At 37.7% G+C, this 20482-nt stretch carries 15 protein-coding genes and 1 pseudogene; 12 read left to right on the top strand and 4 right to left on the bottom strand.

Going from position 1 to position 20482, the window contains the following annotated elements:
* The first annotated feature begins 37 nt into the window (after positions 1 to 37).
* The 6 genes from sprA to CW736_RS02955 all read left to right on the top strand — a co-directional run bounded on the left by sprA (position 38) and on the right by CW736_RS02955 (position 12110).
* Positions 38 to 7216, top strand: a complete 7179-nt coding sequence (gene sprA / locus CW736_RS02980; RefSeq protein WP_232735405.1) for a cell surface protein SprA — start codon at positions 38 to 40, stop codon at positions 7214 to 7216.
* A 186-nt stretch (positions 7217 to 7402) separates the two neighbouring features.
* Positions 7403 to 7780: a glycine cleavage system protein GcvH gene (gene gcvH / locus CW736_RS02975; RefSeq protein ID WP_101012494.1), complete on the top strand. Its 378-nt coding sequence runs from the start codon at positions 7403 to 7405 to the stop codon at positions 7778 to 7780.
* The gene (locus CW736_RS02970) at positions 7780 to 8202 is read left to right on the top strand and encodes a VanZ family protein (protein ID WP_101012493.1); all 423 of its coding nucleotides are present in this window, start codon (positions 7780 to 7782) and stop codon (positions 8200 to 8202) included. The genes gcvH and CW736_RS02970 overlap by 1 nt, the downstream gene beginning before the upstream one ends.
* Before the next feature lie 54 nt (positions 8203 to 8256).
* On the top strand, positions 8257 to 8985 hold the full coding sequence (locus CW736_RS02965; RefSeq protein WP_101012492.1) for an energy transducer TonB: 729 nt from the start codon (positions 8257 to 8259) through the stop codon (positions 8983 to 8985).
* A gap of 103 nt (positions 8986 to 9088) precedes the next feature.
* The gene (locus CW736_RS02960) at positions 9089 to 9895 is read left to right on the top strand and encodes an energy transducer TonB (protein ID WP_101012491.1); all 807 of its coding nucleotides are present in this window, start codon (positions 9089 to 9091) and stop codon (positions 9893 to 9895) included.
* Between the two features lie 100 nt (positions 9896 to 9995).
* Positions 9996 to 12110: a hypothetical protein gene (locus CW736_RS02955; protein WP_101012490.1), complete on the top strand. Its 2115-nt coding sequence runs from the start codon at positions 9996 to 9998 to the stop codon at positions 12108 to 12110.
* 12 nt (positions 12111 to 12122) lie between these two features.
* Here the strand turns inward: CW736_RS02955 and CW736_RS02950 are convergent, their stop codons facing one another.
* Positions 12123 to 12518 carry a group III truncated hemoglobin gene (locus CW736_RS02950; protein ID WP_101012489.1) on the bottom strand — a complete coding sequence of 132 codons (396 nt, stop codon included), beginning with the start codon at positions 12516 to 12518 and terminating at the stop codon, positions 12123 to 12125.
* Positions 12519 to 12594: 76 nt separating this feature from the next.
* Here CW736_RS02950 and CW736_RS14250 point away from each other — a divergent pair.
* Positions 12595 to 12786: pseudogene (locus tag CW736_RS14250) on the top strand (zinc metallopeptidase); the annotation flags it as partial.
* A 94-nt stretch (positions 12787 to 12880) separates the two neighbouring features.
* Here the strand turns inward: CW736_RS14250 and CW736_RS02940 are convergent.
* Positions 12881 to 14245 carry a saccharopine dehydrogenase family protein gene (locus CW736_RS02940; RefSeq protein ID WP_101012487.1) on the bottom strand — a complete coding sequence of 455 codons (1365 nt, stop codon included), beginning with the start codon at positions 14243 to 14245 and terminating at the stop codon, positions 12881 to 12883.
* Between the two features lie 95 nt (positions 14246 to 14340).
* Here CW736_RS02940 and CW736_RS02935 point away from each other — a divergent pair, with 95 nt between their 5' ends.
* Positions 14341 to 14694, top strand: coding sequence for a DUF423 domain-containing protein (locus tag CW736_RS02935; protein WP_232735404.1), 354 nt, complete (start codon positions 14341 to 14343; stop codon positions 14692 to 14694).
* A gap of 54 nt (positions 14695 to 14748) precedes the next feature.
* Positions 14749 to 16362 (top strand): phosphoenolpyruvate carboxykinase (ATP), encoded by a 1614-nt coding sequence (pckA, locus tag CW736_RS02930; protein ID WP_101012485.1) that lies wholly within the window; start codon positions 14749 to 14751, stop codon positions 16360 to 16362.
* Positions 16363 to 16478: 116 nt separating this feature from the next.
* Here pckA and CW736_RS02925 read toward each other — a convergent pair whose 3' ends face one another.
* On the bottom strand, positions 16479 to 17219 hold the full coding sequence (locus tag CW736_RS02925; RefSeq protein ID WP_101012484.1) for a uroporphyrinogen-III synthase: 741 nt from the start codon (positions 17217 to 17219) through the stop codon (positions 16479 to 16481).
* A 32-nt stretch (positions 17220 to 17251) separates the two neighbouring features.
* Positions 17252 to 17902 (bottom strand): DUF4271 domain-containing protein, encoded by a 651-nt coding sequence (locus tag CW736_RS02920; protein ID WP_101012483.1) that lies wholly within the window; start codon positions 17900 to 17902, stop codon positions 17252 to 17254.
* Between the two features lie 76 nt (positions 17903 to 17978).
* On the opposite strand from CW736_RS02920, the gene CW736_RS02915 reads away from it, so the two are divergent.
* Genes CW736_RS02915 through CW736_RS02905 form a run of 3 tightly spaced genes read left to right on the top strand, consistent with a single transcriptional unit; the run spans position 17979 to position 20481 of the window.
* Complete coding sequence (locus tag CW736_RS02915; protein WP_101012482.1) at positions 17979 to 18710, top strand: polyprenol monophosphomannose synthase; 732 nt, start codon at positions 17979 to 17981, stop codon at positions 18708 to 18710.
* Positions 18707 to 20047 carry a dihydroorotase gene (locus CW736_RS02910; protein ID WP_101012481.1) on the top strand — a complete coding sequence of 447 codons (1341 nt, stop codon included), beginning with the start codon at positions 18707 to 18709 and terminating at the stop codon, positions 20045 to 20047. The genes CW736_RS02915 and CW736_RS02910 overlap by 4 nt, the downstream gene beginning before the upstream one ends.
* Complete coding sequence (locus CW736_RS02905; protein WP_101012480.1) at positions 20044 to 20481, top strand: DUF4296 domain-containing protein; 438 nt, start codon at positions 20044 to 20046, stop codon at positions 20479 to 20481. The genes CW736_RS02910 and CW736_RS02905 overlap by 4 nt, the downstream gene beginning before the upstream one ends.
* The last annotated feature ends 1 nt before the right edge of the window (position 20482 follow it).

The following is a 20482-nucleotide window of genomic DNA, read 5'->3' as shown; positions in this document are numbered from 1 at the left end:
ATATTGTAATCATAATCTGAGGGCTGTTGTCTTTCTTTTGTCTCTATTTGTTTTCGCTTTCGCGAAAGCGCAAGACCCAACAGAAACCCCTCAAGACTCTGTCAAAACTGGGGTGAGGCTGGGTTCCTTAAAATTCCCAGATCCACCTAGTATTACTTCACTGTACACTTATGACGCTAATCTCGACCGTTACGTGTACTCCAGTTCTTTTAATGGCTACAACATCGATTTTCCATTCATTCTAACTCGTGAACAGTACTTAGAGCGAGTGCTGAAGCAACAAATGATGGACTACTTCAAAGAAAAAGCGGCTGCAATTGCCGGTAAATCTGAAGAAGATAAAGCAAAACAAAAAGATTTACTTCCTAATTTCTACGTGAATTCTGATCTTTTTGCTTCTATTTTTGGAGGTACAGAAATAGATATAGATCCTCAAGGTTCTGTAGAAGTAGATTTAGGGTTGTTATTTAACCGTTCTGATAACCCAAGTTTTTCCCCTCGTAACCGACAGAATCTCACTTTTGATTTCAATCAACGTATTAATTTAAGTTTAGTAGGTAAGGTAGGAACGCGATTACAGGTAAATGCAAATTACGATACCCAAAGTACGTTTAACTTTCAAAACCAAATCAAGCTGGACTATACTCCTACGGAGGATGATATTCTTCAAAGTATAGAAGTCGGGAATGTTGCAATGCCGCTCAATTCACAATTGATACGAGGCGCGCAAAGTCTTTTTGGTATTAAAACAGAATTGCAATTCGGTAAAACCAGAATTACTGCCGTGTTTTCAGAACAACAATCAGAATCGAGAACCGTGCAAGCCGCTGGTGGAGCGACAGTAAATGATTTTGATTTTTTCTCTCTTGATTACGATGAGAACAGACACTATTTCTTATCGCATTACTTTAGAGATAATTACGACACTTCCTTACAGAATTACCCGTTCATTAATAACAATATACAGATCACACGTGCCGAAGTGTGGATCACTAACAGAGGTAATAGAACTCAAGATGTACGTAACCTGGTGGCTATTCAAGATATAGGAGAATCTGATCCTTCTAACGTAGGACTTGACACGACACCTAGTGGTTTTTTAAATGCACCGGCTGAAAGTTTTCCGGATAACGCAAACAACGATTTTAACCCAGAAGGAATTAATGGTGGTGCGCAAACCATTTTAAACAGTCAGATAAGAGATATTGCGACGGTCCAACAAGGTTTTGGTGGAGCAAACGTGAACGAAGGCTTTGACTACGTCACCTTAGAAAACGCCCGTAAACTAACTCCTCAAGAATATACATTAAACACTCAGCTGGGGTATATTTCTCTAAGGCAACGATTGAACAACGATGAAGTTCTTGCGGTATCTTTTCAATATACGGTCGGAGGGAAGGTGTATCAAGTGGGAGAATTTGCAAACGATGGTATCATAGCAACAGATGTAGTAGCAAACCCCAATCCTAATCAGCCGCCAGTAAACAATCAAAGTCTAGTAGTTAAATTATTGAAGAGTAACCTCACTAATGTGAGCGAGCCTATCTGGGACTTGATGATGAAGAATATTTATAATCTAGGTGGTTTTCAACTGACTCCTGAAGATTTTAAACTAAATATCTTTTATCAATATCCGCCAGAGCTCAATTACATCACTGCAGCAGAAGGAACTATGACTAACCCAGCAGTTGCTCTACCAGCCGATGTGGATCAAACTACACTGATACGGGTTTTTAATCTCGATAGATTAAATCAACAGCAAGATCCACAACCTGCGGGAGATGGATTTTTTGATTTTGTCCCTGGGCTTACCATAGACCCTCAAAATGGGCGTATTATTTTTACTACGGTGGAGCCTTTTGGTAGTCATTTGTTTAGTAAACTAGATAACACACCAGGCGCTGGGCCAGAAGATTATAATGATCCTACTACTTATAATGCTAACCAAGCGCAGTATGTATATAGAGATATGTACCGCACCACCAAAGCGCAAGCATTACAAAGTGCCGATAAAAATAAGTACTTGATTAAAGGGGAATACAAAGCAACAGGTCAGGAAGGAATTCCTATAGGCGGTTTTAATGTTCCTAGAGGTTCTGTAACGGTGACCGCAGGAGGAAGAACACTTCAAGAAGGCATTGATTATACAGTAGATTATCAGTTGGGTCGTGTGATTATACTCGATCAAGCCTTATTAAATTCCAATACCCCTATCCAAGTTTCTACAGAAAACAATTCTGTCTTTAACCAGCAAACCAAACGTTTTACAGGAATCAATGTAGAACACAAATTTAGTGAGGACTTTATATTAGGGGGGACATTCTTAAACTTAAAAGAACGACCGATTACTCAAAAATCTACTTATGGATTTGAGCCTATCAACAATACCATTATGGGAATCAACTTCTTGTACAATACAGAAGTTCCTTTTCTTACCAGACTAGCAAATAAACTTCCTAACGTAGATACAGATGTAGTTTCAAATCTATCATTAAGAGGAGAGTTTGCTTATTTATTTCCTGGATCTCCTGCGGGTGATAATTTTGGAGGTCAAGCCGCCGCATACGTAGACGATTTTGAGGGTTCACAAACTTCTATCGATATTTTGACTCCATTCTCTTGGTCATTAGCGAGTACTCCTGTGGCGTTTGAAGGGGTAGGCAGTACAGCAAATCCACTGGCTTATAATTTTAGTCGTGCTAAGATGGCTTGGTATTCTATAGATCCTATTTTTTATGGAAATCAACGACCAGCCGGAATTACAGACCAAGATGTTTCTGATTACCGCACCAGACGTGTTTTTATAGATGAAATATTTCCCAATGTAGATTTGCAACAAGGACAACAGCAAGTCATCAACACGCTGGATATGGCTTATTACCCTAACGAGCGTGGTCAGTACAATTACAATCCGCAAGCGGCTGGGACAAACGTACTTCCTAACCCACAAGATAATTGGGGCGGGATCATGCGTCAGTTTTCCAGTACAGACTTTGAACAGACTAATGTGGAGTACATGCAGTTCTGGATTATGGATCCATTTCAATATGATGCTACTAATGATGGAGGGACGATATCTATTAACTTAGGAAGTATTTCTGAAGATATTTTAAAAGATAATAGAAAGCAATTTGAAAATGGATTGCCTAATGATGGAGGTACTTTACTTACTACCAATACCGCATACGGAAAGGTCCCAGTAAATCAGTCTCTAGTATACGCCTTTGATACGCAGGGAGCTGAGCGTGCTAATCAAGATATAGGACTTGATGGTTATAGCGATAATGAAGAATTAACAGACTTCCCTGCTTTTGGACCTTTTGATCCAGCGGGGGATAATTATGAATTTTTTGTAGCGGCAAGTGGAGATATCCCTATGCGCTATAAGAACTACAATGGTACAGAAGGGAATTCACCTACAGCCGTTACTCAAGATAATCGTGGTTCTACCACCTTACCCGATGTAGAGGACATCAACCGGGATAATACGATGAATACTATTGATAGTTATTACGAGTATGATATAGATATCTTTCCAGGAATGGATGTGACAACTAGTGAGTATATTTTTGATACAAAAACAGTTGAGACTACCCTACCTAACGGTAACCAGATCAGTACAAGATGGGTGCAATTCAGAGTTCCATTAAGTGATCCTAACCGTGAAGAAATAGGGGGTATTGCTGACTTTAGAGCGATACGCTTTATGAGAATGTACCTGTCAGACTTTGAAGTAGATACGTTTTTAAGATTTGGTTCTTTGGACCTTGTACGTGGAGATTATAGAAGATTTACAGATTCGTTAGACGAGACAGATCCAATTGCATCAGATGATCCTACCGTTTTTGAAGTAGAAGGGGTAAATATTGAGAACAATGAAGCGCGTACACCTATTCCATATAGATTGCCTCCTGGAGTAGAAAGGGAACAGCTAAGAACGCAAAATCAAAACATACGTCAGAATGAACAATCCCTTGCTCTTAGGGTTTGTGATCTAGAAGCTGGAGATGCACGTGGTGTTTTTAAGAATCTTAGAATAGATATGCGTCAGTATGAGGCACTTCAAATGTTTGTACATGCAGAATCTTTAGTGAATGAAATGTCTGCAGGTGATGACGAACTAGAGGCATTTATTAGAATAGGTGTCGATTATACTCAAAACTTTTATGAAATTCGACTCCCATTAAAACCTACAGCATTTGGTACAGATGTGCGAGAAGAAATCTGGCCTCAAGCAAATAATTTTGATATAGACCTTGCTTTACTTCAAGAAATTAAAGCTCTGGTTTTAGGAGACAACAGTTTGAATATTAGTGACCTTAATTTCTTTGATCAGGCAGCTCTTGATCCTAGTAGTGCTGGAGAAGAAAATCAACAAAAATACGGTATCAAAGGGAACCCTAACTTCGGTGATATACGCGCCATGATGATAGGTGTTCGCAATGCTACTAACAGCAGTATTTGTGGTGAAGTATGGTTCAATGAAATGAGACTGTCAGGATTGAAAAATCAAGGGGGTTATGCTGCGGTGATGAATATGGATGCAAACATAGCCGATTTTGCCAGTGTAAGCGCGACCGGTAGAAGGAGTACCATAGGTTTTGGCGCTATTGAGCAAGGACCACAAGAAAGAAGTCGTGAGAACCTTACGCAATATGATGTCACCACTAACGTGAGTTTTGGTAAATTACTTCCAGAAAAATGGGGCGTTTCCTTACCCTTTTCTTATAGTATAGGAGAGGAAACGATTACACCACAATTTGATCCTCAATTTGAAGACATAGAGTTAGAAACAAGACTGGACAATGCCACTAGTGATGCAGAGCGTGATGCCATAAGAGAACAGTCCGAAGATTATACCAGAAGACAAAGCATTAACTTAATAGGGGTGCGTAAAGAACGCACTGGTGAGGCAACTCCTATGCCCTATGATATAGAGAACTTTACATTCTCAGGTTCCTATAATCAGACCGATCAACGCAATTTTGAGGTAGAGAAGTTTCAAGATCAATCGGTAAATGTAGGTGGAACTTATAACTATGCCTTCCCTAAGGCTGAATTAGAACCCTTTAAGAATGTAAAATGGTTTGACAACTCCTATTTAAAATTTGTAAAAGACCTTAATTTTAATCCGCTGCCTAATAATTTTGCAGCAGGTTTAAATGTGCTTAGACAGTACAATACTCAAAAATTCCGTGATTTACAGTTGGACACCAATCCCGTAGATTTAAATGGCGATGGCCTCCCAGACGCTCAAAATATTACACTGGAACCCTTGACCAACCGTAACTTTACAATGAATCATCAATATGCTATTAATTGGGATCTCACTAAATCATTACAGGTCAACCTTTCTGCAAATAACGACCGTTTGATACGCAGTTATGTAAATGAGGACAGTACCATTGACGAGAGTTATACTTTATGGACTGACTTTTTTGATGAGGGAATTCCTAACTCGCACTCTCAACAACTGCAACTCACTTATAAGTTGCCTTTTGATAAGTTTCCTTTTCTCGCTTTCGCGAAAGCGAACTACACTTATACCTCTAACTTCAATTGGACACGTAATGCGCAGCAGTTTGCACAGTTAGACGGCATCCCGGATTTAGGAAATTCCATCCAAAATGCCAACACACATCGTATTAATGGGACCTTAGACTTAGATAAATTGTACACGTATGTCGGTTTAGAAAAAAAGAAATTTGGCTTTGCTGCAAATAATGCCGCCAGATCTCGAAATAAGTCGAGAACAAGAAGTAGAAAGCCACCAACTCCAACGGAAGGAAAAAAGGATGATCAACCAAAAATCCCTAAAAAGAACATCGGTAATCAAGCCTACAATACCTTGATAGGAATAGTGACTTCGGTAAAAAGAGCACAAATCAATTATCAAGAAACAAACGGTATTTTCTTACCAGGTTATACTCCAGATATAGGTTTTATAGGCACCTTGAAACCTACGTCAGGCTTTGTTTTTGGTAGTCAGTCAGAAGTGCGAGACCTTGCTGCAAGACGTGGCTGGTTAACGCTCTATCAAGATTTTAATCAACAATACAGTGAGGTGGAGACCCGGCAACTTGATTTCAATTTTAAAGTGGATTTATTAAAAGATCTCTCCATAGATATTTTAGGAAATCGCGCCTATCAAGAGACCTACACAGAAAATTATCGGGTAGATCAGGACGATTTAACTTACCAATCGCTTACTCCTAACAATTTTGGTAATTTTAATATTACCAATTTAATGATAGGTACGTCCTTTCAAAAAAGCACCATAGATAATTCCCCTACTTTTGATACATTTAGAAGCAATAGACTCGCCGTTGCTGATCGACTGGCGACGGAGTTTTATGGAACAAATACCTTTACAAGAGATACAGATGGATATCCAGAAGGTTTTTCTAGAAACAGTCAGCAAGTGTTATTACCAGCATTTTTAGCTGCTTATGAAGGAAGAGATGTCGGCAAGCAGGACTCTAATGCATTTAGCGATATTCCATTGCCTAACTGGACAGTGAAGTACACTGGTTTAATGAACTTAAATTGGTTCAAGAAACGTTTTCGAAGGTTTTCCATCAACCACGGATACCGTTCTAGTTTTACGATCAACCAGTTCCAGACCAATCTGGATTATGCCGAAGGTAATGGCGCTCTTACATATCAAGATCAAGTAGGAACTAATGCATTGAATCAAAATGGCGATTTTAAATCTAGAAACTTATACTTCAACATCAACCTTGCAGAGCAGTTCAGTCCGCTTATCAAATTAGATTTTGAAATGAAGAATTCAGTTTCTATTGCAGCCGAATTGAGAAGAGATCGCGCCATTTCCTTGAGTTTTGATAACAATTTGCTTACAGAGATTAATGGTAATGAGTTGATTCTAGGACTGGGTTACCGCATCAAAGACTTGAGATTTAAAACCAAAGTAGGAGGTAGAAGTACCGTTATCAAGAGTGATTTGAACTTGAGGTTAGATGGTTCGGTTAGAGATAATGTGACTATTGTAAGATATCTAGACTTGGATAACAGTCAGGCAACCGCTGGACAGACCATTTATGGTCTTAAGTTTACAGCAGACTATAATTTAAGCACCGCTTTCACGGCGATTTTTTATTACGATCACACGTTCTCAGAATTTGCAATTTCAACGGCATTTCCACAAACTACTATACGCAGTGGATTTACGTTGAGGTATACATTTGGTAATTAAATTTTTAGCAAATCTGGTTGGTTATGGTCAGGTATGAAAGCAACGTAATTTCCAGATTTTAATGGAATATTTCTCTATCTCATTTGATTTATAAAAACAAAAGATCCACTAGTCATAAATAAACCTTTTAGCGTCTGAATTAATAGATAGAGTTATCTTAAATTTACGCTTTCTAAAATATATATAATGAACATCCCATCAGAATTAAAATACACCAAAGATCACGAGTGGATCAAAATTGACGGAGACGTTGCTACTATAGGTATCACAGATTTTGCACAAAGCGAGTTAGGTGATATCGTTTACGTAGAAGTAGAAACATTAGATGAGACTCTTGATCAAGAAGAAGTTTTTGGAACTGTGGAAGCAGTTAAAACGGTTTCTGATTTATTTCTTCCACTAACTGGTGAGATCACAGACTTTAATGAAAAGCTAGAAGACGAACCAGAATTAGTAAATTCAGATCCTTATGGTGACGGATGGATGATTAAAATGAAGTTCACAGATGCTTCTCAAGTAGAAGATTTGCTTAGTGCTGAGGCTTATAAAGAGCTTGTAGGATAATGCATAGACTCATTTACTGGTTAGCGCCATTATACACTGCTGCTATCGTAATAGCATCACTAATAAAAAACCCGGCGCCACCAATAAATGTTCCTAATGGAGATAAAATCTACCACACGGTTGCATATTTCATTATGGCGCTAGTATGGTATTTCTATTTTTACACGCGCTACCTGAGTAAACAAAGCCATAGTGCTATTAGAGTAACCACCATTTTTAAGCATTGGTCGCGTACCATCGCTATTGGAGCTGCAGTTTTCTCGCTTTTAGTTGGTGTTCTTGTTGAATTTGGACAGGAATATATAGCAGTAAATAGAACTATGGAATTTATGGATGTGCTGGCTAATATTGCTGGCATTATTCTTGCTCTGTTGGTACTATTAATTATTGATAAAATTTTTAACAAACAGAAAACAGCATAAATCTTTTATTAGCACAAAGATTTAGTTATTTTTAGCCTCTTAAATACAGCCATTATGGAAGTAAAGAAATCAGAAAAAGCAGATTTACGTAAAAATATTACGCTATATGCCCTGTCAGGCTTAGCCTTTATGCTATTGCTATCGTGGCAAGGATTGGAGTATGAGTCTAGAACTGTAGTTACCGAAGAGGTCTTTCAGGAACCGGATGAACTTTTTATGGAAGAGGAAATTCCTATCACCCAAATGCTGGATACACCACCACCACCGCCACCACCGCCACCAGCGCCTGAAATTATCGAGGTAGTTAAGGATGAAGTGGAGATCGAAGAAGTAATTATTGAAGACACAGAAACTGACGAGCAAGAAGAAATCGTAGAGATTGAAGAGGTTTCTGAAGAAGCAGGTGTTGAAGAAGTAATTGCTGATGTTCCTTTTGCTATTATTGAAAACGTGCCGATCTATCCTGGTTGTGAAGGCATGAAGAACAATGCAGATCGTAAGAAATGCATGAGTGAGAAAATCACAAAATTTGTAAACAGAGAATTTAATACAGGTCTTGCAAATGAACTAGGTCTTTCTGGAAGACAGAAAATTTCTGTTCAATTTAAAATTGATTCTAAAGGGAATGTAGTAGGAATTCAGTCCAAAGCAAAGCATCCTAAACTTCAGGCTGAAGCAGCTAGAGTTATTAATAGATTGCCATCAATGACGCCAGGAAAGCAACGAGGTAAGCCAGTAGGGGTTATCTATGCATTACCGATCATATTTTCAGTACAAGACTAAATAAGAGTCTTCCTTAATAAATAAAATCCCCAACCAGAATAGGTTGGGGATTTTTTTTGGTATGCTTCTTGATTTCCTTTTGAAATAACATAAACCATTTTTTATGAAAACTTCAAAAGAGGAAATAGGTGCTGCAACACCTCAGAACACTCGCAGAGCTGATAAACAAGCCGCGAACACTAAAGTCAACCCAATTATTAATTTCCAGATAGGATTGATTGCAGCGCTGGTCGCTGCATTCCTTATTATGGAACTGACTACCGCAATGCCGGTAAAGAAGTTCCCAACAGCACATACTGTGTATATGCCTTCGGAGGATGTTAATATAGGTGAAGTCATTATTGTACCTAACAAAGAGTCTAAGCCTGAAATTAAAAAGACAAAGCCTATAATTCCTAAAGTAGATCCTAACAAGCCACCTAAAAAGGTAAAAGACAATACCACAGATCTTCCAGATCCAGAAAAAACACCTGCGGCTAGTGCAAAGACTCCTCCACTGAAAACAGGTGCAACAGAAACAGGAGTAAAAACCGCTCCTCTAACACCTAAAAATGAGGTGCTAGGTTCTGTTCATGAGGTGCCACTATTTCCTGGCTGCAGTGCTGCAATGGATCGAGTAGAACGAGTAGGTTGTCTGAATAAAAAGATGGCTCGTTTTATACAGCGCAAGTTTGATACAGGTCTCGCAAACTCTGTAATAGGAAAAGATATAGTTATTATTTATGTTCAGTTTACAATAGGCATAGACGGGTTTCCTAAAGATATATTAGTAAAAGCACCTAATAAGGAGTTAGAAAAGGAAGCCTATCAAGTGATCTCTAGATTGCCAGAAATGACCCCAGGTAAAATTGACCACATGCCGGTTAATGTGACTTATGCACTGCCTATCCGATTTCAAATAAATGATTGATTCTATTTGTTTTCTTTATTTTTAAAGCCATGAATTTTCATGGCTTTTCTGTTTTTGGACACTTATTAAAACAAGTATATTTGCTACTTATTAAGAAGCTATGAAATTTCTATATACATTCCTTTTCTTGACCTTATCTAGCGCTGTTTTTGCACAGTCAGACATTGAGAGATTCCCTGTTTTTGACGAGTGCAAAGAAAAAGCTATTGACCAATTAGAAGATTGTTTTTACAAGACACTTTATGCGCAGCTTAAAGACAACTACCAGCATCCAGTGAAGAACGATAGTGTCCCTAATCAATCAGTTACCATGCGATTTGAAGTAGATCGTGAAGGTAGTTTTGTTTTGATACGAACGGATGCTTTAAAAGCATCTTTAAAGGAGGAGATGATTATAGCTTTTGAAAAGCTGCCTAAAGTGGAGGCGCCTACTTTTAATGGCGACCCAACCTACATGCAGTTTATACTTAATATTCCTGTTCCTATGAAGGAATCAGGTTCTTTTCAAGTCTATAGCAATTCTGATAATGAGGTTAAAAAGCAGCAAAGAAAGAAAGAGGCTGAAGATAGTCTCGCTTTCGCGAAAGCGAATGAAGAGTACAACAACATCATAAGCGACCAGTACGATAGAAATCAACTGAGGTCTGATGCCAATATTCCACTCTCCTATCAAAGGTACCATCGATACGAAGCAGCTATGAATCGGGTTGGGAATAATGCGCATACCGCTGTAAAACCCTATACTTTTAATTATGTGGATCAGTATTTTGACTTAGAAGCAGAAAGAGAGTCGCTTCTTAAAGATCAAAAGACGTGGTTAGGCCGCAAATGGTACAATGAACACTTTTTTGAAGTAGCTGGAGAAGACTATTGGTTTGTGGTAGATCCTGGAGTAGACCTACAACTTGGTAAAGATTCTAGAGATGATGTGAACACGTATAACAATACAAGGTTAGTAAATGTAAGTGGTGGAATAGGGGATCAAATTACTTTTGGTATGAACATACAAGAATCTCAAGCGAGATTTCCTGGTTATTTTGAACGAGAAGTAAGACTGCGTGCTCCAGATGGCGGTAATCCTGGGATCGTTCCTGGAAGAGGTATAGCTGAAGACGGCGGTGAAAACATCTTTGATTATCCAGTAGCAACGGGGTATATCAATTACAAGCCCAGTAAATACTTTGATTTACAATTAGGCCATGGACAGCATTTTATAGGTGATGGATACCGCTCGTTAGTCTTGAGTGATAACTCGCAACCATTTCCATATTTTAAACTCAATGCCAAATTCTGGAAACTGGACTATACCGTTTTATATACCTCTTTAAGAGATGTGCGATCTGAAGTAACTGCTGACGATTCTTTTCGAACAAAGTATATGACCCATCATTACTTAAGTTGGAACGCAACAAAAAGATTAAACATAGGGCTTTTTGAAAGTGTATTGTGGCAAGATGATAACCAGAGGGGATTTGATTTCAATTATGTAAACCCGGTTATTTTTTATCAATCTGTAGAATTACAAACAGGTTCTCGCGGAGGTAATGCGTTATTAGGTTTTACGGCAAAATATAAATTTAGTGACCGTTTAACGGGTTATGGACAATTAACTATAGATGAATTCTCAGGAGCTTCTGTAGTTAGTGGGGATGGGAGTTATCAAAATAAAAGTGCTTACCAGTTAGGTATGAAATGGCAGAATGCTTTTAAAGTACCCAACCTAATGATGCAATTAGAATACAATAGAGTACGACCTTATACCTATTCTCACAATTCTGTAGTGCTCAATTATGCTAATAGCAATCAAGCACTAGCACACCCTTGGGGAGCTAACTTTTATGAGGCTATACTAATAGGTCGTTATACAAAAGACCGCTGGTATGGAATTGCCAAAGCTATTTATGGAGAACGCGGTTACGATATTCTTCAAAATGGAGATAATGCGTTCTATGGAGGGAATATTTACGGCTCTGAAGATGATCGTGTTTCTGATAATGGTAATGAAACTGTACAAGGTAATATCTCCAATTTCTTTTATGGACACCTGGAAGCTGGTTATGTGATCAATCCAGCAAGTAGATTAAAAGTATTTGGTCAAGTGATTTACCGCAGTCAGAATCCGCGGTATAATAATGATTTGGTTCGTGGTGAAAGTACCATGTGGCTCAATATTGGATTGCGTACTGATATTATGAACTGGTCATTTGATAGATAAATCAATTGATCATTAGTGACCTCTGGCCTCAACTATTTTTATAAATAATATACTGGCCATATTGCGGGCTCGTCTTATGGCAAGATCAGCTATTGGACCTTCATACAATTCATTAATGGTGGCTACCCAAAGGTTGATCCAGATGCCAAAATGATTCATTTCAATAGAATTATTTTCCTGTTGATCTAGTTTTTGATGTGCTGTTACTGGATTTCCTTGATAGCCTTTAGTCAGGAATAGACTGCTTTCCCAAAAGTTAGTTATATGATCTAAATGAGCAGGCCAGTTCTTTATGGTCCGGTTAAAAATGGGCCCCAAAGTATTTTCAGACCTTATTTTCTTATAAAACTTGTTCACTAGAATTTGAATATCCGCTCTATTTGTTAGGTCTTGTTTTTTTGTTTTCAACAGCTTTTATTCTAGTGCTCTGCAAGTTAGTTTTAAAATTACGTAAGTAGAGTTCTGTTCAAAAAAGTTTATTTCATTTGCTTTTGTGACGCTACCTGTGGAGTATGACGCGAGTCATCGTGTACTGGCCTGGTTAAAAAATAATAGAATGTTGTCTCCAGAAGAGCCTGCTGGAGCAAAAGACGCTTTAAACTGGGCGGCGTGCACCTATGTCGCAGCTGCTATAGGTTCACTGGCTACCTTGCTTTATTTTATTTTCCTTTTTTTAAAAATAGATCAAGAAATAATTAAGAAAATGACAACAGCCAGTCGTTACATCTGTAACCACTGGCTGTTGTTTGTTTTAAAAAAGTTAGTTGATTCTATAAATGCAATTTATTATAGCCTAGATATTCTGTCTCGCTTTCGCGAAAGCGAATGCCATACTCTTCTAATTCTTTAAGGATAGGATTGTATACAGAAGCCTTAGTAGGGATTTGTACGCCTGGTTCTGTAAATGCTCCATTTAAAATTTTCAAGGCTGCAATCGCAACAGGTAGTCCTACCGTTTTTGCCATGGCAGTTTGAAAATCTCCGTCACCTAGACATACCATAGTACTGTCTATTTGTTTTTTCTCACCATTTAATTCATACCCAAATTTATGATACATCACGATCATGTCTTTTTCGCCAGGTTGAAGTGTCCAGGAATCCTCTAATATGGATTGGAGCATTTGTGCAGGAGTCGCGTCCTTAAGTCCAGTTTTCTTCTCGTTATTAAAAATATCCAGCTCTTCAAGTTTGAGCCACATGATGTCGTCTTGATCTATTTTTAGTTCGTGGCGCATCTTTAATTCCACACTATCAGTTGGAGAATAGTGAAGAAAACTATTGATAAAATCACGATAAGTCATGTTTTCAGAGCCTTCTATGGTATAGGTGTCATCAGTGATTCCCAATTGTACAAACATATTCCATGCTTTGCTAAAGCCTACACGTCGCATAGTACCGCGATATAAGGTAAGAATGTCTTTGAGACCGTATATATCTCTATATTTAAGGCTGTTTCTATTAGCTAGTGCTTCAAATCGTCCGTAGCCTTCTACGTCAAGTAATTCTGTTCTTCTAAAGAGGCGGTTATACGGGATGTATTTGTACTTGCCTTCTTGAATAAATTTTGCAGCACCACCTTGACCGGCGGTAACAACATTACGAGGATTCCAAGTAAATTTATAATTCCACAGATTATTATCATCTTCTGGTGCGACTAGTCCACCTGTAAAAGATTCAAAAAGCAGTAGTTTACCGCCTTTACTGGTAATGCGATCGATGATTTGCATGGCGCTCATGTGGTCCACTCCTGGATCAACACCTATTTCATTCATAAAAATGAGCCCCTTTTCTTTCACCTCTTTATCAAGAGATTCCATTTCTGGACTGACGTAACTCGCGGTAACCATGTTTTTATTAAAAGCCACACAGTCTCTAGCAACTTCCATATGAAATCTAGCAGGAAGCATAGAAATCACGATATCTGCTTTTTGAATTTGCTTTTTGCGTTGCTCTGGTTCAAAAATATCCAACTCTAAAGCTGTGGCGTTTTCATGGTCTTTACTCAGGAATTGAGCGCTTTGTATATTTTTGTCGGCTATAAGGAGCTGTAATTTATGTTCCTTAGATTTATTTAAAAGATAATCTACCAGTACTCCGGTAGATTTTCCGGCACCTATTATTAAGATGTGTCTCATTACTGTTGTATTTTAGTGCCAAGTTAAGAGTCTTAAGTTAAACTTAAAATACAATGGAAAGAAAGTTGTTAATTGCTGGGTGTAGTTTTGCTGTAATGGCTGTAATTTTAGGTGCATTGGGGGCACATGCACTTGAAAAAGTATTGGAGCCGCAACAAGTAAAAAGTTTTGAAACTGGTGTGCGGTATCAATTATTTCATGCGATTGCTTTGATTGCTTTTTCTCAAGTAACCTTACTAACCGATGCTTCAAAAAATATATTATTGTACCTTTTTGTTATCGGAATGATTCTTTTTTCTTTTAGTATCTATGGGCTTTCTTTGTCTAAATGGCTGCATGTAAATTTAAAATTCCTAGGACCTATAACCCCTTTGGGCGGTTTAAGCTTGATATCAGGTTGGTTTTTTGCATTGTGGAAAATCATTTCACATAATTCTATTAATAATTAGTGAGACCCATTTTAGTGTTATATTTTTGTGTGATATCTAACTAAACGGATTATCATGGGTTCAAACACCTCTATTTCGCAATCGATTGCGTTAACCAAATGGGGAATCAAAAATTCCAAAATCAATTACCAACTCACGCCTGAAATTCTACAAGAAAAATCTGTAGATGATTATGGCGGTAAAGAAACTGCTAACGGCACCCTTGCGGTTCATACAGGTGAATTTACCGGTCGTTCTCCTATGGATCGTTTCATTGTAAAAGATGAGGTGACGGAAGATAAAGTCTGGTGGGGCAATATCAATCTTCCTTTTGAGTCAGATAAATTTGACGCACTCTTGAATAAGGTGACGGCCTATTTAGATGGTAAAGAACTTTTTGTGCGGGATGCTTATGCCTGTGCTCACGAAGATTACCGACTTAAATTAAGAGTCATTAATGAGTATCCTTGGTCCAACATGTTTGCATATAACATGTTTATCAGGCCAACTGAAGAAGAGCTTGATGGTTTTGATCCGGAGTGGACTGTTATCAACGCACCAGGATTTATGGCTGTTCCTGAAGAAGATGGAACAAGACAGCATAATTTTGCTATTCTTAACTTTTCTAGAAAAATAGCTCTAATTGGAGGAACTGGTTATACAGGAGAGATCAAGAAAGGAGTTTTTAGTGCTCTCAATTTTATTTTACCTGTTTATAAAAACACCTTGCCTATGCACTGCAGTGCCAATGTAGGTAAAGATGATAACACCGCTATTTTCTTTGGGTTAAGTGGGACTGGTAAAACAACACTTTCTACAGATCCAGAAAGAGCATTGATAGGCGATGACGAGCATGGATGGACAGAAGATAACGAAGTCTTTAATTTTGAAGGAGGTTGTTATGCAAAGGTGATTAACCTTGATCCAGAAGGAGAGCCAGAAATATTCAATGCGATCAAACCTGGTGCTATATTAGAAAACGTCATTTTTAATAAAGATAACAGTGTTGATTTTGCAGATACTTCTATTACTCAAAATACACGAGTAAGCTATCCTATCTACCATATTGAAAACATCAAGGAGCCGTCAGTAGGTAAGAATCCAAAGAATATATTTTTCCTCACAGCAGATGCTTTTGGGGTTTTACCACCTATATCTAAATTGACTCCTGGTCAAGCCGCTTATCATTTTATAAGTGGTTATACGGCAAAAGTTGCTGGAACTGAAGCCGGTGTTACAGAGCCAGTCCCTAGTTTTTCAGCGTGTTTTGGAGCTCCTTTTATGCCTTTGCATCCTACAGTGTATGCAGATATGTTGAGCAAGAAGATGAAGGCGTCTGGAGTTACAGTATGGCTTGTAAATACAGGCTGGACAGGAGGTCCTTATGGCGTGGGAAGTCGTATGAAATTGAAGTATACCCGTGCGATGATTACTGCAGCTCTTGATGGTTCTCTAGAAGAAGCTAACAAAGGCAATTATCACTATCACTCTATGTTTGGTGTTGCGCAACCGGTAACATGCCCAAATGTGCCTACAGAAGTTTTGAGTCCGCGTAAATCTTGGAATAACGACAAAGGTTATTATGAAACTGCTGAAAAATTGAGACAGTTCTTTATCGATAACTTTAAAAAGTTTGAAGAGCAAGCCTCAGAAGAAATCCTTGCTGGTGGACCACCAAGGAAACTATAAGCCTTAACATTATAAGTCATAAAAAAACGTCCTGAATAAGTTATTCAGGACGTTTTTGTTTGTTGTAATGTAGCCTGTAATTTATGCTCAGCTCAAGGCGAAAACAGAATATAGACTTAACCCTTGTCTTTAATATAATTTTCTATAGCCATACTCATCGATGGAGACTCTGGAGTAGGCGCTTGAATGTCGATTCTTAAGCCTTTATCTTTAGCGGCCTTCATGGTAGTGTTACCAAACACTGCAATGCGAGTTTGTTCTTGTGTAAACTCAGGAAAATTTTGAAAGAGTGATTCAATTCCACTAGGACTAAAGAACACTAAAACATCATACTTCACATCTGCAAGGTCTGATAGGTCACTGATCACTGTGCGGAAAAATGTACCACTGGTCCATTTGACACCTAGTTTATCTAATTCTGTTGGAGTAGAATCTCCTAATTTGTCAGAACTAGGAACTAAAAAAACCTCGTTTTTATGCTTCTTTATAAGAGGACATAACTCTAGAAAGGTTCTTTTCCCTACATAAATCTTGCGTTTGCGGTAAACTACATATTTCTGTAGATAATAAGCTACAGCTTCACTTTGACAAAAGTATTTTAAAGAGTCCGGAATTTTAAAACGCATTTCTTCAGCTACTCTAAAGAAATGATCTACTGCGTTGCGGCTTGTTAAAACAATAGCAGTAAACTTGGAAAGGTCAATCTTTTGCTCGCGCACCTCCTTTGCAGCAGCTCCTTCAACATGTATAAAGGAGCGAAAATCGATTTTTACCTTTGTTCTATCCACCAAATTCTGATATGGTGAATTTTCCATTTTAGGTTCAGGTTGGGAAACTAAAATTGTTTTCACTTTCATATATATATATGTTTTCTATTAGAGTCAAGGTTTCACAGCATAAAATACTTATACAAAAGTAGATAGGGTGTGATTTCAAGGGCGCAAAGGTACAAAATAAAATACAAATGAGTAGAAAATAGTAGGCTTCTATAGGTGTAAATTAATATCAGATGGTAAATAAAAAGCATAAATCCAATGAAAATGAGGGCAGTGAGTAGAGCCATCTCATTCATGTTGTACAGATAAATAACAATACAGTTGATTATAAGAAGTGCATAAGCAAACATTGCTCTATAAATATTTCTATGATGATCAATCGTATTTAGTAATTCCTCAAAATTGCATAGGGTTGCAATAAGTTTTCCAATAAAGTGTTGGGTGAGAAGAAAAACAGAAACAAATGTCAAGCATAGTAAATAGCCATTAAGTGCTATCGGAAGTTGTTGCTCCTTTTTATAATATATGTATATAAATAGTGCTACGTTGATAGTGTATACGATCACACTACCTGTAATTAATACAGAAGAACCTTCCTCTCTATTCCTAGAGAGTTTGATGAATCGGCTTTTAAAGTAAGCGCTTAATAAATCGGTAATATGAAACTTAGAAAACCATTTGGCAACCGCGAGCATCATTACACAAAATAATAAGGTAATGCTGATCCAGTCGTTGAGCTCTATATGACGTAGTTCTATATCCATTGAGATGGTAAAAATAACATGATTTAACAAAGGTTCACATAGCTGGCTGATTTATTGTTTATTTTTGCCGTTGATTATGAAAAATACGCTAATTATTATTCCTACATTTAATGAATTGGAGAATATCCAATTGATGTTAGATGCTGTTTTAAATCAAAATCAGCACCTACACCTTCTTATTGTGGACGATTCTTCTCCAGACGGTACCGCTCAAGTGGTGAAAAATAATTTAAAGCAATACCCTGACCGGTTATTTATAGAAGAGCGTGAAGGTAAACAAGGTCTTGGAACCGCTTACATTCATGGATTTAAATGGGCTTTAAATAGGGACTACGAGTATATTTTTGAGATGGATGCAGACTTCTCACACGACCCTAACGATCTACCTTATCTATACGACGTTTGCGCAAGAAAAGGCGCCGACCTCGCTATAGGGAGCAGGTATGTAAAAGGAGTAAATGTAGTGAACTGGCCCATGTCAAGAGTCTTATTGTCTTATTTTGCCTCAAAATATGTGAGATTGATAACTAGAATTAATATTCATGATACTACCGCTGGATTTGTTTGTTATCGAGCCTCTCTTTTAAGAAAATTTAATTTAGATAAGGTTAAATTTGTAGGCTATGCATTTCAAATAGAAATGAAGTTTAAAGCCTTTTTATTGAATGCAAAAATCATAGAGCTACCTGTTATTTTTACAGATAGATCTAGGGGGCAGTCTAAGATGAGCAGTAGCATCATAAATGAAGCGGTAATGGGAGTAATGATAATGAAAATGAAAAGTTTGATAGGGAAACTAGAGATATGAAAAAGACTTTAATTAAAAATGCAAAGATTGTTACTGATGGGGTAACAAAAGAAGGTGATGTGTATATAGAAGGTGATACTATTATTGAAATTGCAGAAAGCATCAGTGCTAAAAATGCAGATACCGTAATCATTGACATAGAGGGAAAATATTTATTGCCTGGGGTCATCGATGATCAAGTGCACTTTAGAGAACCAGGCCTTACTCATAAAGCAACTATTGCAACAGAAAGTGCTGCCGCAGTCGCTGGTGGAATCACTACGTTCATGGAGATGCCTAATACCAATCCCCAAACCACAACTATTGAGGAATGGGAAAGTAAGATGGCTATCGCTCAGCGAGATAGTCATGCAAATTATGCCTTTATGTTTGGTGGTACAAATGATAATCTAAAAGAGATTTTAAAAGTAGACACCTCTAGAGTACCCGCATTAAAACTTTTCTTAGGTTCCTCAACAGGTAACATGCTCATTGATGATAAAGAAGTGCTAAGAGAGATTTTTTTGAATGTAAAACTGCGCATCGCTCTTCATTGTGAGGATGAGGCTACAATTACAGCAAATTTTAAAAAAGCCTTTGACAAATATGGAGATGACATCCCTATGGATCAGCATCCCGTGATAAGAGATGAAGACGCCTGTTATATAAGCAGTAGTGGAGCTATTGAGCTAGCAAAGGAAACTGGCGCTAGAATACATGTATTCCATTTATCAACGGGCAAGGAAACAGCTCTTTTCTCCAACAAAGAAGCTATAGTAGATAAACAAATTACTTCAGAAGTCTGTATACATCACTTGTGGTTCAGTGATGAAGATTATGCGACTAAAGGAAAGTTTATCAAGTGGAATCCTGCAGTTAAAACAGCTGCTGATCGAGAACAATTATGGGAAGCCCTACTTGACGATCGCATAGATGTCATCGCAACAGATCACGCACCACATACCTTAGAAGAGAAATCAAACCCGTATACTTCTTGTCCTAGTGGTGGACCTTTAGTACAGCATGCATTACCTGCGATGTTACAATTTGTTCACGATGAAAAAATTACTATCGAGAAAGTAGTCGAGAAAATGTGTCACAACCCAGCCTTATTATTTGACATAGAAAAAAGAGGTTATATAAGAGAAGGCTATAAAGCAGACCTTGTTGTCGTAGATACCAATAATCCATGGACAGTGACCAAGGAGAATGTGCTAGCAAAATGTGGCTGGTCTCCATTTGAAGGAGTAACTTTTAAAAGTCGTGTTATGCAAACCTTTGTAAATGGAGAGCTGGCATATAAGAATTTCAAAGTATCCAAAAATAAAAACGCTCAGGAACTATCATTTGTAAGATGAATAAAATAGCCGTAGTCATTTTAGTGCTTTTTACATTATCATGTTCTGATGTGGAGAAATCTCCTCAGCCAGAAAATTTGTTTTCTAAAGATAAAATGGCTGCGTTAATAACAGATTTATACCTAGTTGAGGGGGCTATTTCTTCTAATAAAGGGGCCTATCTCCAAACGGGTGTCCAGCCCAGTTCTTTTTTATATGAGAAGTATGATATGGATAGCATTACTTTTCAGGAGAATTTGAATTATTATACAGACCGAATAGAAGAGTACCTTTTGATCATGGATGAGGTTCAAGAAAATTTTAAAACGTTACAGGATTCTCTAAACGCAAGACAGGAAAGAATTAATACAGAGGAGAAGAGGCGTGTTTCTAACAATATACCTAAGAATCGCATTAAAGAACTTGAGAAATCAGATCCTGACGAAGAACTTTAAA

Source organism: Nonlabens sp. MB-3u-79 (assembly GCF_002831625.1).
Taxonomy (GTDB): Bacteria; Bacteroidota; Bacteroidia; order Flavobacteriales; family Flavobacteriaceae; genus Nonlabens.
The sequence above is the reverse complement of the archived record's forward strand: the minus strand, read 5'-3'. Positions and strand labels throughout refer to the sequence as shown.

Coding starts and splice junctions, on each gene's coding strand:
- CW736_RS02925 (WP_101012484.1), bottom strand. CDS start 17,219: ATGAAAGTGAAAACAATTTTAGTTTCCCAACCTGAACCTAAAATGGAA.
- CW736_RS02960 (WP_101012491.1), top strand. CDS start 9,089: ATGAAAACTTCAAAAGAGGAAATAGGTGCTGCAACACCTCAGAACACT.
- CW736_RS02920 (WP_101012483.1), bottom strand. CDS start 17,902: ATGGATATAGAACTACGTCATATAGAGCTCAACGACTGGATCAGCATT.
- CW736_RS02935 (WP_232735404.1), top strand. CDS start 14,341: ATGGCTGTAATTTTAGGTGCATTGGGGGCACATGCACTTGAAAAAGTA.
- pckA (WP_101012485.1), top strand. CDS start 14,749: ATGGGTTCAAACACCTCTATTTCGCAATCGATTGCGTTAACCAAATGG.
- CW736_RS02905 (WP_101012480.1), top strand. CDS start 20,044: ATGAATAAAATAGCCGTAGTCATTTTAGTGCTTTTTACATTATCATGT.
- gcvH (WP_101012494.1), top strand. CDS start 7,403: ATGAACATCCCATCAGAATTAAAATACACCAAAGATCACGAGTGGATC.
- CW736_RS02940 (WP_101012487.1), bottom strand. CDS start 14,245: ATGAGACACATCTTAATAATAGGTGCCGGAAAATCTACCGGAGTACTG.
- CW736_RS02915 (WP_101012482.1), top strand. CDS start 17,979: ATGAAAAATACGCTAATTATTATTCCTACATTTAATGAATTGGAGAAT.
- CW736_RS02970 (WP_101012493.1), top strand. CDS start 7,780: ATGCATAGACTCATTTACTGGTTAGCGCCATTATACACTGCTGCTATC.
- CW736_RS02910 (WP_101012481.1), top strand. CDS start 18,707: ATGAAAAAGACTTTAATTAAAAATGCAAAGATTGTTACTGATGGGGTA.
- CW736_RS02965 (WP_101012492.1), top strand. CDS start 8,257: ATGGAAGTAAAGAAATCAGAAAAAGCAGATTTACGTAAAAATATTACG.
- CW736_RS02955 (WP_101012490.1), top strand. CDS start 9,996: ATGAAATTTCTATATACATTCCTTTTCTTGACCTTATCTAGCGCTGTT.